Below are 14,316 nucleotides of genomic sequence, written 5' to 3'. Positions count from 1 at the left end.
TCCCGGCCTCCGTCGGGGACTGTGAGGACGGTGCTGATGTCGACGTCGCCCGTGAGCCCCGGCGCCGCCGCGGCGCCATCCCGGCACGCTCTGTACGACCCGGCAGCCGAGCACGACGCCTGCGGCTTCGCGTTCGTCGCCACGCTGCGGGGCACGCCCGGCCGCGACATCGTGGACGCCGGCCTGACGGCCCTGCTCAACCTGGACCACCGCGGCGCGGTGGGCGCGGAGGAGGACAGCGGCGACGGTGCCGGCATCCTCACGCAGATCCCCGACGCCTTCCTGCGCGACGTCGTCGACGCCGATCTCCCGGCGGCGGGGTACTACGCCATCGGCATGGCGTTCCTGCCCGTCGACGAGGCGGAGTGCGCGCGCGCCGTGGCCGCGGTGGAGTCCGTCGCGGCCGAGGAGAAGCTCGAGGTCCTCGCGTGGCGCGAGGTCGTCGTCACGGCCGACCTCGTGGGGCCGACCGCGCGCGCCTCGATGCCGGTGTTCCGTCAGCTCGTCGTCGCCGACCCGTCGCGGGAGCTGTCCGGCATCGCGCTGGACCGCCGCGCGTACCGGCTGCGCAAGCGTGCCGAGCGGGAGCACGGCGTGTACTTCGCGTCGCTGTCCGCGCGCACGATCACGTACAAGGGCATGCTCACGACGGGCCAGCTCGAGCCGTTCTTCGCCGACCTGTCCGACCCGCGCTACGCGACCGAGATCGCGCTCGTGCACTCCCGCTTCTCCACGAACACGTTCCCCTCGTGGCCGCTGGCCCAGCCGTTCCGCATGGTCGCGCACAACGGCGAGATCAACACCGTGCGCGGCAACCGCAACTGGATGGCGGCGCGCGAGGGCATGCTCTCCTCGGAGCTGCTGGGCGACCTGGCGCCGCTCCTGCCCGTGTGCACGCCGGGAGGGTCGGACTCCGGCAGCTTCGACGAGGTCCTCGAGCTGCTGCACCTGTCCGGCCGCTCGCTGCCGCACGCGGTGATGATGATGATCCCGGAGCCGTGGGAGAACCACGCGCAGATGGACCCGTCGACGCGTGCGTTCTTCGAGTACCACTCGACCCTCATGGAGCCGTGGGACGGCCCGGCGGCGATGACGTTCACCGACGGCACCGTCATCGGCGCGGTGCAGGACCGCAACGGGCTGCGCCCGGGCCGGTACTGGGTGACCGAGGACGGCCTGGTCGTGTGCGCGTCCGAGGCCGGTGTGCTCGACCTCGACCCAGCCACGATCGTCGCGAAGGGCCGCCTCGAGCCGGGGCTGTTCTTCCTCGTCGACATCGCCCAGGGCCGCATCGTCGCCGATGTCGAGGTCATGGCCCAGCTCGCGGCGCAGCGCCCCTACGCCCAGTGGGTGCAGGAGAACGCCGTCCGGCTCTCGCAGCTGCCCGACCGTGAGCACGTGGCGCACTCCGCCGCCTCCGTGCGACGTCGGCAGCGGGCGTTCGGGTACACCGAGGAGGAGCTCAAGATCCTCCTCGCGCCGATGGCCGCGGCCGGCGCCGAGCCGCTGGGCGCGATGGGGTCCGACACGCCCGTCGCGGTGCTCTCGAAGCGTCCCCGGCTGCTGTTCGACTACTTCACGCAGATGTTCGCGCAGGTCACGAACCCGCCGCTCGACGCGATCCGTGAGGAGCTGGTCACCTCGATCGGCGGGGCGATCGGCCCGGAGCCGAACCTGCTGGCCGACGGCCCCGAGCACGCGCGCAAGATCATGCTGCCGTTCCCGGTCATCGACAACGACCAGCTCGCCAAGATCGTGCACGTCGCCAAGGAGCCGTCGCTCGGCTTCCGGGCGACGACGATCCGCGGTCTGTACCGGGTCGACGGGGGCGGGGCCGCGCTCGAGAAGCGGCTGGAGGAGATCTTCGCCGAGGTCGACCGCGCGGTCGCCGACGGCGTCAGCTTCCTCGTGCTGTCCGACCGCAACTCCGACGCCGACCTGGCCCCGATCCCGTCGCTGCTGCTGCTGTCGGCCGTCCACCACCACACGCTGCGTCGGCACACCCGCACGCAGATCTCGCTGGTGGTCGAGGCGGGCGACGTGCGCGAGGTGCACCACGTCGCGCTGCTCATCGGCTACGGCGCGGCGGCCGTCAACCCGTACCTCGCGATGGAGACGGTCGAGCACCAGGCGCGCAGCGGCTACCTCACGGACGTCACGCCGGAGAAGGCGGTCGCGAACCTCATCAAGGCGCTGGGCAAGGGCGTCCTGAAGGTGATGTCGAAGATGGGCATCTCGACGATCGCGTCGTACCGCGGTGCCCAGGTCTTCGAGGCGATCGGCCTGTCGCACGCGCTGGTCGACCGTTACTTCACCGGCACGACGAGCCGGCTGGGGGGCATCGGCCTCGACGTCATCGCCGCCGAGGTCGCGGCGCGGCACGCCGACGCCTACCCGGCGAGCGGCAACCGCCAGGCGCACCAGCGGCTCGCGGTCGGCGGCGAGTACCAGTGGCGTCGCGGCGGCGAGGAGCACCTGTTCGACCCGGAGACGGTCTTCCGGCTGCAGCACTCGACGCGCACGCGGCAGATGGACGTGTTCCGCGAGTACACGCACCGCGTCGACGAGCAGTCCGAGCGGCTGATGACGCTGCGCGGCCTGCTGCGGTTCAAGGACGGCGTCCGCCCGCCCGTGCCGATCGACGAGGTCGAGCCCGTCAGCGAGATCGTCAAGCGGTTCAACACCGGCGCCATGTCCTACGGGTCGATCTCGGCGGAGGCGCACGAGACGCTCGCGATCGCGATGAACCGGCTCGGCGGCAAGTCGAACACCGGTGAGGGCGGCGAGGACCCCGAGCGCCTGCACGACCCCGAGCGGCGCTCGGCGATCAAGCAGATCGCGTCGGGCCGCTTCGGTGTCACCAGCGAGTACCTCACCAACGCCGACGACATCCAGATCAAGCTCGCGCAGGGCGCCAAGCCCGGCGAGGGCGGTCAGCTGCCCGGGCACAAGGTCTACCCGTGGGTGGCGAAGACCCGTCACTCGACCCCCGGCGTCGGTCTGATCTCGCCGCCGCCGCACCACGACATCTACTCGATCGAGGACCTCGCGCAGCTCATCCACGACGCGAAGAACGCGAACCCGTCCGCGCGCATCCACACCAAGCTCGTCAGCGAGTTCGGTGTGGGGACGGTGGCGGCGGGCGTCGCCAAGGCGCACTCCGACGTCGTGCTCATCTCGGGTCACGACGGCGGGACGGGTGCGAGCCCGCTGACGTCGCTGAAGCACGCGGGCACGCCGTGGGAGATCGGCCTGGCCGAGACCCAGCAGACGCTCGTGCTCAACGACCTGCGCGACCGCGTCGTGGTGCAGGTGGACGGGCAGCTCAAGACGGGCCGAGACGTCGTCGTCGGTGCGCTGCTGGGCGCCGAGGAGTTCGGCTTCGCGACCGCGCCGCTCGTCGTCTCGGGCTGCGTCATGATGCGCGTCTGCCACCTCGACACGTGCCCCGTCGGTGTCGCCACCCAGAACCCCGAGCTCCGCGCACGCTTCACCGGCAAGCCGGAGTTCGTCGTGACGTTCTTCGAGTTCATCGCCCAGGAGGTGCGCGAGCACCTCGCCGCCCTCGGCTTCCGCTCGATCCAGGAGGCCGTCGGGCGGGTCGAGCTGCTCGACACGCGTCGTGCCGTCGACCACTGGAAGGCGGAGGGCCTCGACCTGTCGCCCGTGCTGGCGGTCCCGGCACCCAAGCCGGGCTCCGCGCTGCACCACGTGCGGTCCCAGGACCACGGCCTCGAGCGCGCGCTGGACAACCAGCTCATCGCGCTCGCGGCCGACGCCCTCGAGCGGGCCGAGCCGGTGCGCATCTCCCTGCCCGTGCGCAACGTCAACCGGACGGTCGGCACGATGCTGGGCCACGAGGTGACCAAGCGGTACGCCGGGGCGGGCCTGCCCGACGACACGATCGACGTCACGCTCACCGGCTCCGCCGGGCAGTCGTTCGGCGCGTTCCTGCCGAAGGGCATCACGCTGCGGCTGTTCGGCGACGCGAACGACTACGTCGGCAAGGGCCTGTCGGGTGGCCGCCTGGTCGTGCGGCCCGACCGCAGCTCCGTCCTGGCCAGCCAGCACAACGTCATCGCCGGCAACGTCATCGGGTACGGCGCGACGAGCGGGCAGATCTTCCTGCGCGGGCTCGTGGGGGAGCGGTTCGGCGTGCGCAACTCCGGCGCGACGCTCGTCGTGGAGGGCGTGGGCGACCACGCGTGCGAGTACATGACCGGCGGCACCGTCCTGGTGCTCGGCCCCACGGGCCGCAACCTGGGCGCCGGCATGTCCGGCGGCACGGCGTACGTGCTCGACCTGTCCCCGGCACTGGTGAACGTCGACGCCGTCAGGTCGGGCGAGCTCGCGCTCGACCCGCTCGACGACGAGGACTTCGCCGTCGTCGAAGGGCTCCTGCGGACGTACGCCGAGGAGACCGGCTCGCGGGTCGCGGCACAGCTCCTGGAGGACCCCGCAGCGACCCGTGCGCGGTTCACGCGGCTCCTGCCGACCGAGTACGCCCGCATCCGACGCGCCCTCGCCCGGGCGGAGGCCGACGGCCTCGACCCCAGCGCCCCCGGTGTGTGGGACCAGATCCTGGAGGTGGCTCGTGGCTGACCCCCGCGGCTTTCTGAAGGTGCGGGAGCGCGAGCTCCCGCCCAACCGCCCGGTCGAGGTGCGGCTGCGCGACTGGAAGGACGTCCACGCCCACCTCGAGGACGGCCAGCCGTTCCTGCGGGAGCAGGCGGGACGCTGCATGGACTGCGGCATCCCGTTCTGCCACAACGGCTGCCCGCTGGGCAACCTCATCCCGGAGTGGAACGACCTGGTGCGCCGCGGGCAGTGGGCCGACGCGATCGAGCGCCTGCACGCCACGAACAACTTCCCGGAGTTCACCGGCCGGATCTGCCCGGCACCGTGCGAGTCGAGCTGCGTGCTGGGCATCAACCAGCCGCCCGTGACGATCAAGAACGTCGAGGTCTCGATCATCGACGAGGCGTTCGCGCGCGGCCTCGTCACGCCGCAGGTGCCGCAGCGCCTCACCGGGCACACGGTCGCCGTCGTCGGATCCGGCCCGGCCGGCCTCGCCGCCGCCCAGCAGCTGACCCGCGCGGGTCACACCGTCGCGGTGTACGAGCGCGACGACGAGATCGGCGGCCTGCTGCGGTACGGCGTGCCGGACTTCAAGCTGGAGAAGGTCCACATCGAGCGCCGGCTGGAGCAGATGCGGGCCGAGGGCACGCGGTTCCGGCCCGGCGTCGACGTCGGCAAGGACGTCACGTGGGTGCAGCTGCAGGCGCGCTACGACGCGATCGTCGTCGCCACGGGCGCGACCGTGCCGCGCGTGCTGCGCGTCCCGGGCGTCGAGCTCGACGGCGTGCACGTCGCGATGGACTACCTGCACCAGGCGAACGCGGTCGTCGCCGGCAAGGACGTGCCCGACCAGATCACGGCCGCGGGCAAGCACGTCGTCATCATCGGCGGCGGCGACACCGGCTCGGACTGCCTCGGCACCGCGCTGCGGCAGGGCGCCGCCTCCGTCACGACGCTCGCGATCGGCAAGAGGCCGCCGACGGAGCGTCCGGAGTCCCAGCCGTGGCCCACCGACCCCGTGCTGTTCGAGGTCTCGTCGTCCCACGAGGAGGGCGGCGAGCGCGCGTACCTCGCGTCGACCGTCGCGTTCCTGCCGGGTGACGGCGACGCCGCGGGTCGGGTGCGGGCGCTGCGCCTGGCCACCACCGAGTACCTGCCCGACGGGCGGCGCGAGCCCGCCCCCGGCACCGAGCACGACATCCCGGCGGACCTCGTGCTCGTCGCGATGGGCTTCACCGGCCCCGAGACCGGTCAGCTCGTCGACCAGATCGGCGTCGACGTGACCGGCCGCGGCGCCGTCGCGCGCGACGAGGACTTCGCGACCGGCGTGCCCGGCGTGTTCGTCGCCGGTGACGCGGGACGCGGTCAGTCCCTCGTGGTCTGGGCCATCGCGGAGGGCCGCGCCGCGGCCGCCTCCGTCGACGCGTACCTGTCCGGTACGTCGGAGCTCCCGGCACCCGTGTCCGCCTCGACGGTGGCCATGCGACCGTGAACTCCGTCTCTCGTTCCCCCCGCCCGGGACGCGTAGCCGCAGGCCGGCCGCGCTGCCCGGGACGTCCGGCCCTGCGGCCGAAATCCAGGAAGGCATAGTCTCGAGTTATGCGTAGAGCCAAGATCGTCTGCACCATCGGCCCCGCGACGGAGTCGCCCGAGCAGGTCCAGGCCCTCGTCGACGCCGGCATGGACGTCGCGCGCCTGAACCGCAGCCACGGTGACACCGAGGTGCACAAGCGCGTGTACGACAACGTGCGTGCCGCGGCGAAGGCCTCGGGCCGCTCGGTGGCCGTCCTCGTCGACCTCCAGGGCCCCAAGATCCGCCTCGGGCGGTTCATCGAGGGCAAGCACGACCTCGCCGTCGGCGACGTCTTCACCATCACCACCGACGACGTCGAGGGCACCAAGGAGCGCGTCTCGACGACGTTCAAGGGCCTGCCCGGCGACGTCAAGCCCGGGGACCCGATCCTCATCGACGACGGCAAGGTGCTCGTGCGCGTCACGAGCGTCGAGGGCAGCGACGTGGTCACCCGCGTCGAGGTCCCCGGCCCCGTCTCGAACAACAAGGGCCTCAACCTGCCCGGCGTCGCGGTGTCCGTCCCCGCGATGAGCGACAAGGACGAGGAGGACCTGCGCTGGGCCCTCAACGTCGGCGCCGACCTCATCGCGCTGTCGTTCGTCCGCACCGCGGCCGACTACGACGACGTGCGCCGGATCATGGAGGAGGAGGGCCGCATCGTCCCGGTCGTCGCCAAGATCGAGAAGCCGCAGGCCGTCGAGAACCTCACCGAGATCGTCCAGGCGTTCGACGGCATCATGGTCGCCCGCGGCGACCTGGGCGTCGAGCTGCCCCTCGAGCAGGTGCCGCTCGTCCAGAAGCGCGCGGTCGAGCTCGCGCGCCGCAACGCCAAGCCCGTCATCGTCGCCACGCAGGTGCTCGAGTCGATGATCACGAGCCCCCGCCCGACGCGCGCGGAGGCCTCGGACTGCGCCAACGCGGTGCTCGACGGTGCCGACGCGGTCATGCTGTCCGGCGAGACCAGCGTGGGCGACTTCCCGATCGAGGCCGTGCGCACGATGGCGCGGATCATCGAGAGCACCGAGGAGCTGGGCCGGGAGCGCATCGCGCCCCTCGGGTCGGTCCCCTCGACCCGCGGTGGTGCGATCACCCGGGCGGCCGCCGAGATCGGCGAGCGCATCGGCGTGAAGTACCTGGTGACGTTCACGCAGTCCGGCGACTCGGCGCGGCGCATGTCGCGTCTGCGGTCGCCCATCCCGCTGCTCGCCTTCACGCCCGAGGAGTCCGTGCGCAACCGGCTCTCCCTGTCGTGGGGCGTCCAGACGTACCAGGTGCCGTCGGTCGAGAGCACCGACTCGATGGTCAGCCAGGTGGACCACACGCTGCGCGCCAACGGGCTGGCCGAGGTCGGGGACTACGTCGTGGTCGTCGCGGGCACGCCCGTCGGGGTCGTCGGCTCCACGAACACGGTCGTCGTGCACAAGATCGGTGACGAGGAGGCGGCGCGCACGCGCATCGCCTGACGTCCTGACGCCTCGACGGCCGTCGTCCCCCACCGGGGCGGCGGCCGTCGTCGTCCGTAGCGAAGGCCAGATGGGCGATTCGCCCCCGGGCGTGCCCGCGCCCTGCGAGGATGGCCCCGTGACCGTCGCGGACGTGGTGCCCGACCCCGAGGTCGAGCGCGCGTCCACGCCGCGAGCGCCATGGTCGATGCGGGTGCTGGCGGTCGTCCTCGACGCGGCGCTGCTCGCCACGTTCACCTGGCTGGTGGCACCGGGTGCCACGCCGCCCGACCTCTGGCCCGGCCTGTCCTCGTCGTCACCGCCGGACGCCGCGGGGGGCACGACGGTGGCAGTGGTCGCCGCGGTCGCCGCCCTGCTTCTCCTGCAGGGCTGGACCGGGGCCTCGCCGGGCAAGCGCGCGCTCGGGGTCGTCGTGGTCGACACCGCCACCGGTCGGCCCGTCGGCTTCTGGCGGACGCTGCTGCGGCAGGTGCTGCACCTCCTGGACGCGATCCTCCTGCTGGGGTACCTGCGCCCGCTGTGGCACCCCGAACGCCGGACGTTCGCGGACTCGATCGTCCGCACCGACGTCGTGGTGGCGTCCTGGCCGCCGGCCTGGCGGCGGGTCCCGGTGTCCGTGCACCGCGGGGCCCGGACCGTCGCCGTGGCGCTGTGCGTGCTCGGTGTCGTGGGGAGCTTCCCGATGTCGAGCGGCGGCGCGGCGACTGCCGTCGACCAGCCGTGCGTCGTGCTGTCCGGGCCGCCGGGGACGACGGCGCGGGTCCGCCTCGACGCGTACCGGTCCTGGGAGTCACGGCTCGGGGTCCGCCGGGAGGTGCCGCTGGAGCCTGCACCGTGGACGGTCTCGTGGGAGCCGGGTGCCGGCGCCGGCTGGGACGTGGGCGACGTGCTCGTCCGGACGACGGTCACCACGACGGACGCGTCCGGCGCGACGGACGTGCGGCGCGGGACGACACCGAACTCGGTCGGGGACACCGGCCAGCACCTCGGTGAGGTGGCACGCGGCAGCACGTCCTCCACGGGCGACGTCACGATCGACAGCACCGTGCTGGTCGACGGCGACACGGTCGCGACGTGCTCCGCCTCGGTGCGCCTGTCGCCCGCCGACCTCCACGTCCCCGGGCCCTGAGGTCCCGTTCCGTCGGAAGGTCGTCAGCCGGCGGGCCGACGCGAGGGGCGGGCGACGTCGACGCCCCACAGCTCGATCGTCTGCAGCACCCAGAACGCCGCGAACAGCCCGAGCAGCGCGGCCTCGAGGACCAGCACCGCCTCCTCCCAGCCCGGCACCGTCGCGTGCAGGGCCACCACGACGGCGAGCGTCAGCAGCATCGCGACGCCCAGCGCGGTGTAGGCGGCGGCCCACCGGCCGCTCACCGCGCGGGCGGCGAAGGCGTTGAGGAGCACGACCCCGACGACGGCGATGAACAGCAGCACCGCGGCGATGTCGTGCGCGGACGCGACGAGGACGTCGGGCGCCGTGACGAGCAGGACGCCGAGGACCAGCAGCACCACCGCGACCCCCGCGCGGGTGACCGCCGCGGCGGGGGAGAACGCGGTCCGGCGTTCCAGGACGGTCCGGAACCCCCACGCGAGCAGGCCCGCGACGACGAGCGCCGTCAGGCCCGTGCGGGCGTCCGCGAGCGCGGCGGGCACCTCGGTTGCCGTCCCGCCGGCGCAACCGGTGCCGGGCTCGCTGGGTGTGAGCGCGACCACGAACGCGAGCAGCCCCGCGATGTCGAGGAGTGCGTCCTCGAGGTCCGCGGTGCCCCGGTTGACCACCAGCAGCACGCCGACCGCGCACACCGCGCCGACGAAGGCGTCGTGCGCGCCCGTCCAGTAGTAGGCGCTGAACGAGTCCAGCCAGCACCCCGCGCGGGCCGCCTCCGTGACGACGGCCGTGACGAGCAGCACGAGCAGGACCACCACGCCCAGCCGCAGGCTCCGGTAGGTCGAGCGGACGGCGCGTCGCTCCACCACGGACAGCGGCTCTGCGGGCACGGTGCACCTCCCGGGCACACCCTCCCACCGGTGTCGTCGGCACGCTCGCGCACCCGTGCCGCTGCCCCGGTCTCCTGCCGGCGGCCGGTCGCGGGACGGCCCGGCGGCGTTGTCGGAGGCCGCGCGTAGCGTCGCGGAGGTACGGCTGACCGTCCGACCGAGGAGACCGTGATGACGACGCTCGAGAACCGCCACCGTTCAGCTCTGCTCGTCATCGACGTGCAGGACGGCGTCCTCACCGGCGCCCACGAGCGCGACGACGTGGTGCAGCGCATCGTCGCGCTGGTCGACCGCGCACGGTCGGAGGGGGTCGACGTGGTGTGGGTGCAGCACAGCAGCGACGAGCTCCCGCTCGGCTCGCCGTCGTGGCAGATCGTCCCCGAGCTCCGGGTGGCGGACGGCGAGCACGTGGTCCACAAGCTCTACGGCGACGCGTTCGAGGCCACCGACCTCGAGGACGCGCTCGGCGCGCGCGACGTCGCCCGGCTCGTCGTGGCGGGCGCGCAGACCGACGCGTGCGTGCGCTCGACGGTGCACGGGGCGTTCACGCGCGGGTACGACGTGACGCTCGTGGCGGACGCGCACACGACCGAGGACCTGACGCCCTGGGGTGCGCCGCCCCCGGGCGACGTCATCGCGCACACCAACCTGTACTGGGGCTTCCAGGAGGCCCCCGGGCGTACGGCGGACACGGCGGCGGCCGCCGACGTCCGACTCGTCTGACGGTCGCCCGCTACGGGTGAGGCGGCGGGGGCGCGCCGCGACGGAGCATGTGACGCTGCGTGTCGCGCCCCTGCGGAAGGACCCGGGCATGTCGGAGGACCAGTCGTCGGCCGGGCCCGAGGCCCTGGACGACCTCGCCGCACGTCTCGCACGTCTCGAGCAGGAGAACGCGGACCTGCGCGCCCGCCTCGTCGCACGGTCGGACGAGGCGGTGACGAGGCCGTCGTCGCCTCGCCGGCACCGCGCGCGGGCCTTCGTGGCCGCCGTCCTGGTGACCGTCGGACTGCTGCTCGCGCCCCTCGCGGTCGTCGCGTCGTGGGCGCAGCAGGAGCTCACCGACACCGACCGGTACGTCGCCACGGTCGGTCCGCTCGCTGCGGACCCCGCGATCCGGTCGGCCGTCGCCGCCCAGCTCACCGACGTGGTCATGGAGCGGGCGGACGTGGCGACGCTCGTCCACGAGGCGGTGACCACGGTCAGCGACCAGGAGCAGCTGCCCACGGAGGTCTCGTCGGCGCTCGTCGCGCTGGAGAAGCCGCTGACCGACGGCATCGAATCGTTCGTGCACCGTGCGGCCGACCGGGTCGTCTCCAGCGACGCGTTCGAGACGGCGTGGGTCGAGGCCAACCGTGTCGCGCACGAGCAGCTCGTCGCCGTCATGCAGGGGCGCGAGGACGCGACCGTGCAGCTCGGCGACGACGGGCGGCTGACGATCCAGCTCTCCGGGGTGATCGAGGCCCTCAAGGACAGGCTCGTCGCCGACGGGTTCGGCATCGCCGCGAACATCCCGGAGGTCGACGCGACCTTCACCCTGGTGCAGTCGACGCAGCTCGTCCGCGTCCGTGACGCCTACGAGGCCGTGCGGCTGCTCGGCACCTGGCTGCCGTGGCTGAGCCTCGGCCTGGTCGCCGCCGGCGTCCTGACGGCACGCAACCGCCCACGGGCGCTGGTGATCGCCGGCTGCGGGCTGGCGGTGGCGATGCTCGTCCTCGCGCTCGGCCTGTCCGTGGGACGGACGCTGTACCTCGGCGCGCTCGCGGGGAAGGTCGAGCGGCTCGACGCGGCCGAGGCGGTGTTCGACCAGGTCGTGCTCTTCCTCCGGGTCGCTCTGCGGACCGTGGCCGTCACCGGGCTGGTCGTCGCGCTGGCCGCGTACCTCAGCGGGGGGAGCGCCTCGGCGCGCACCCTGCGCGCCGAGCTGTCCCGCGGCTTCGCGGCGGCGCGCTCCTGGGCCGAGCGCCGGGGCGCCACGACCGGGCCGGTGGGCACGTGGCTGGGGGTGCACAAGGGCCCCGTGCGCGCGGTGGTCATCGTCACCGCAGGGCTCGTGGTCCTGCTCGCGCGGTCGCCGACGCCGGGCCTCGTCGTGGGCGCAGCCCTCGTCGCGGCGGCGCTCGTGGCACTGGTCGAGCTGCTGGCTCGGCCGGCGTCGCGGGCGCGGGTCGACACCGGGCGGACGCCGCCGTAGGGGGAGGGGAGCCTGTCCGTGCGCGATGCGCGCGCAGGTGTCGGGGTCCACCCTCCGACCGTCGCGACCGTGCCCCCGGAGGGACTCGAACCCTCACGCCTTGCGGCACTCGATTTTGAGTCGAGCGCGTCTGCCATTTCGCCACGGGGGCCGCCCCAGACGCTACCGGAACGAGTGAAGGGGTGCGGTCGTCAGGCGCACCTTCCCGCGGGCCGTGCAGCGCGCTGCGGCAGTCCGTCGCGTGGGCGCACCGGCCCTGCCGTGACGGTGACCACGCGCGAGGCGAGTCATGCCGGTCTGCCGGAGCACTACGATGTGCCCGTGACCAAGGACGCCAGCACCGACCCCACGCAGGACGCGACCCCGGCCGCGGACCTGCCCGCCGAGCCCGCGCCGCGCGCCGCTGTGCCGTCGGCCGGCAAGCCGGCCCGCCGAGCCGTCGTCGCCGAGGACGAGGCGCTCATCCGCATGGACGTGGTGGAGACGCTGACCGAGGCCGGGTTCGAGGTCGTCGGCGAGGCCGGCGACGGTGAGCGCGCGGTCGAGCTCGCGACCGAGCTGAAGCCCGACGTCGTCGTCATGGACGTCAAGATGCCCGTGCTCGACGGGATCTCCGCGGCCGAGCGCATCGGCAAGGCGCACCTGGCGCCGGTCGTGCTCCTGACGGCGTTCTCGCAGACCGAGCTCGTGGAGCGCGCCCGCGACGCGGGCGCGATGGCCTACGTCGTCAAGCCCTTCAGCCCGGCCGACCTGCTGCCGGCGGTCGAGATCGCGATCTCCCGCTACGCGCAGATCACCGCGCTGGAGTCGGAGGTCGCGGACCTCGCCGAGCGCTTCGAGACCCGCAAGCGGGTCGACCGCGCCAAGGGGCTCCTGATGACGAAGATGGGGCTCTCGGAGCCCGAGTCGTTCCGGTGGATCCAGAAGACGTCGATGGACCGCCGGCTGACGATGCGCGAGGTGGCCGACGCGGTCATCGAGCAGGTCGGCGGCGCGTCGTCCTGACGACACCCCCCGCACTGCCGGAGCCCGGCCGACGCCCGACGTCGGCCGGGCTCCTTTTGTGCGTCGTTGGTCACAAGTCCACAACGACATGGTTCGAGACATTGCCAGTCACATGTCGGACACAAACCATGAGTACGTTCGCGGCCACATCGTCGTGGTCCGCGCCCGGGCCCGGCAGGTGCAGTACTCACAGAGGGGTACCACGCATGAATCGTTCGACACGTGCAGGACGTGCGCTGGCGGTCGCGGGGGCGGTCGCCCTGGTGCTGACCGCCTGCAGCGGCGGCTCCGACGACGCCGGTGCCGAGGAGACGGCGGACGGAGGGACCGGCGAACCACTGCTCATCGGCACGGTCCTCCCCGTCACCGGCTCGCTCGAGCAGCTCGGCCCGCCGGAGATCGCCGGGGTCGACCTGGCGGTGCAGGAGATCAACGAGGCTGGCGGCCTCTTCGGCGCCGACGTCGAGGTCCAGCACACCGACTCGTCCGACGCGAAGAACGCGTCCATCGCGACTGCGTCCGCACAGGAGCTCATCTCCGCGGGAGTCTCGGCGATCATCGGCGCGGCGTCGTCGTCCGTGACCCTGAACATCGTCGACGACATCACCGGCGCCGGCATCGTCCAGGTCTCGCCGGCCAACACGGCGACGGACCTGTCCGGCTACGCGGACTTCTACTTCCGCACCGCACCGCCCGACAGCGTCCAGGGTGACGTGCTCGGCAACCTCATGGTCGGTGACGGTGCGAGCAACGTCGGCATCCTCGTCTTCAACGACTCCTACGGCACGTCGCTGCGCGACGTCGTCGAGGGCGTGGTGACCGAGGCCGGCGGCACGGTCGTGTACGGCACGTCCGGCCAGGAGTTCGACCCCGACGAGACGAACTTCGCGACCATCGTCGCCGACGCCATCGCGGCCGGGCCCGACGCCATCGCCATCCTGACGTTCACGGACCAGACGCCCCCGATCGTCCGCGAGCTGGCCGCCCAGGGCTGGGACATGAGCAAGACCTACTTCGTGGACGGCAACCTGGAGAACTTCGGCACCGACGGTGCCACGGGCTTCCCGGCGGGCACGCTGGAGAACGCCCAGGGCACCCTGCCCGGTGCCTTCCCGTCCGAGGAGTTCCAGGCGCGCCTGCTCGAGGTGGACCCCGGCCTGACCGGGTTCTCGTACGGCCCCGAGGCGTACGACGCGACCATGCTCGTCGCGCTCGCCGCGCTGAAGGGCGGGGACTCGAGCGGTGAGACGATCCAGGCCAACATGGCCGCCGTCTCCGGCGCCGACGGCGGGACCGACTGCACCGGCTGGGAGGAGTGCTCGCAGCTCCTCGAGGACGGCGAGGACATCGCCTACCAGGCCGTCTCGGGTGTCGGCCCGTTCAACGACGCCAACGACCCGTCGTCGGCGTTCATCGGGATCTACCAGTTCGGCGCGGACAACATGTACACGTTCAACCGCTCGGAGGAGGGCGAGGTCCCCGAGGACTGACGCGCGGACCCGTATCGG

At 72.9% G+C, this 14,316-nt stretch carries 9 protein-coding genes and 1 tRNA gene; 8 read left to right on the top strand and 2 right to left on the bottom strand.

Going from position 1 to position 14,316, the window contains the following annotated elements; all coding sequences use genetic code 11:
• Window positions 1-36 precede the first annotated feature (36 nt).
• The 4 genes from gltB to NP075_RS10365 all read left to right on the top strand — a co-directional run bounded on the left by gltB (window position 37) and on the right by NP075_RS10365 (window position 8,743).
• Window positions 37-4,602 (top strand): glutamate synthase large subunit, encoded by a 4,566-nt coding sequence (gltB, locus tag NP075_RS10380; protein WP_227563112.1) that lies wholly within the window; start codon window positions 37-39, stop codon window positions 4,600-4,602.
• Window positions 4,595-6,070, top strand: a complete 1,476-nt coding sequence (locus NP075_RS10375; protein WP_227563111.1) for a glutamate synthase subunit beta — start codon at window positions 4,595-4,597, stop codon at window positions 6,068-6,070. Before gltB ends, NP075_RS10375 begins: the two co-directional genes overlap by 8 nt.
• A 107-nt stretch (window positions 6,071-6,177) precedes the next feature.
• Window positions 6,178-7,614, top strand: a complete 1,437-nt coding sequence (gene pyk, locus NP075_RS10370) for a pyruvate kinase (protein WP_227563110.1) — start codon at window positions 6,178-6,180, stop codon at window positions 7,612-7,614.
• A gap of 118 nt (window positions 7,615-7,732) precedes the next feature.
• The gene (locus NP075_RS10365; RefSeq protein WP_227563109.1) at window positions 7,733-8,743 is read left to right on the top strand and encodes an RDD family protein; all 1,011 of its coding nucleotides are present in this window, start codon (window positions 7,733-7,735) and stop codon (window positions 8,741-8,743) included.
• Window positions 8,744-8,766: 23 nt separating this feature from the next.
• Here NP075_RS10365 and NP075_RS10360 read toward each other — a convergent pair whose 3' ends face one another.
• Window positions 8,767-9,612, bottom strand: a complete 846-nt coding sequence (locus tag NP075_RS10360; protein ID WP_227563108.1) for a hypothetical protein — start codon at window positions 9,610-9,612, stop codon at window positions 8,767-8,769.
• 171 nt (window positions 9,613-9,783) lie between these two features.
• On the opposite strand from NP075_RS10360, the gene NP075_RS10355 reads away from it, so the two are divergent.
• Together NP075_RS10355 and NP075_RS10350 are read left to right on the top strand one after the other, a co-directional pair.
• Window positions 9,784-10,335, top strand: a complete 552-nt coding sequence (locus NP075_RS10355) for a cysteine hydrolase family protein (protein WP_227563107.1) — start codon at window positions 9,784-9,786, stop codon at window positions 10,333-10,335.
• Window positions 10,336-10,423: 88 nt separating this feature from the next.
• Window positions 10,424-11,803, top strand: coding sequence for a hypothetical protein (locus tag NP075_RS10350; protein ID WP_227563106.1), 1,380 nt, complete (start codon window positions 10,424-10,426; stop codon window positions 11,801-11,803).
• Window positions 11,804-11,873: 70 nt separating this feature from the next.
• Here NP075_RS10350 and NP075_RS10345 read toward each other — a convergent pair.
• Window positions 11,874-11,954: transfer RNA gene (locus NP075_RS10345), tRNA-Leu, on the bottom strand.
• Between the two features lie 170 nt (window positions 11,955-12,124).
• Here NP075_RS10345 and NP075_RS10340 point away from each other — a divergent pair.
• Complete coding sequence (locus NP075_RS10340) at window positions 12,125-12,808, top strand: ANTAR domain-containing response regulator (protein ID WP_372456674.1); 684 nt, start codon at window positions 12,125-12,127, stop codon at window positions 12,806-12,808.
• Between the two features lie 206 nt (window positions 12,809-13,014).
• Window positions 13,015-14,298 carry an ABC transporter substrate-binding protein gene (locus NP075_RS10335; protein WP_227563105.1) on the top strand — a complete coding sequence of 428 codons (1,284 nt, stop codon included), beginning with the start codon at window positions 13,015-13,017 and terminating at the stop codon, window positions 14,296-14,298.
• Window positions 14,299-14,316: the final 18 nt, after the last annotated feature.

This window comes from Cellulomonas wangsupingiae (assembly GCF_024508275.1).
Taxonomy (GTDB): Bacteria; Actinomycetota; Actinomycetes; order Actinomycetales; family Cellulomonadaceae; genus Cellulomonas; species Cellulomonas wangsupingiae.
The sequence above is the reverse complement of the archived record's forward strand: the minus strand, read 5'-3'. Positions and strand labels throughout refer to the sequence as shown.

What these genes read in the sequence shown, in the direction of transcription:
- pyk (WP_227563110.1), top strand. Translation starts at nt 6,178, where the DNA reads ATGCGTAGAGCCAAGATCGTCTGCACCATCGGCCCCGCGACGGAGTCG.
- gltB (WP_227563112.1), top strand. Translation starts at nt 37, where the DNA reads ATGTCGACGTCGCCCGTGAGCCCCGGCGCCGCCGCGGCGCCATCCCGG.
- NP075_RS10335 (WP_227563105.1), top strand. Translation starts at nt 13,015, where the DNA reads ATGAATCGTTCGACACGTGCAGGACGTGCGCTGGCGGTCGCGGGGGCG.
- NP075_RS10350 (WP_227563106.1), top strand. Translation starts at nt 10,424, where the DNA reads ATGTCGGAGGACCAGTCGTCGGCCGGGCCCGAGGCCCTGGACGACCTC.
- NP075_RS10355 (WP_227563107.1), top strand. Translation starts at nt 9,784, where the DNA reads ATGACGACGCTCGAGAACCGCCACCGTTCAGCTCTGCTCGTCATCGAC.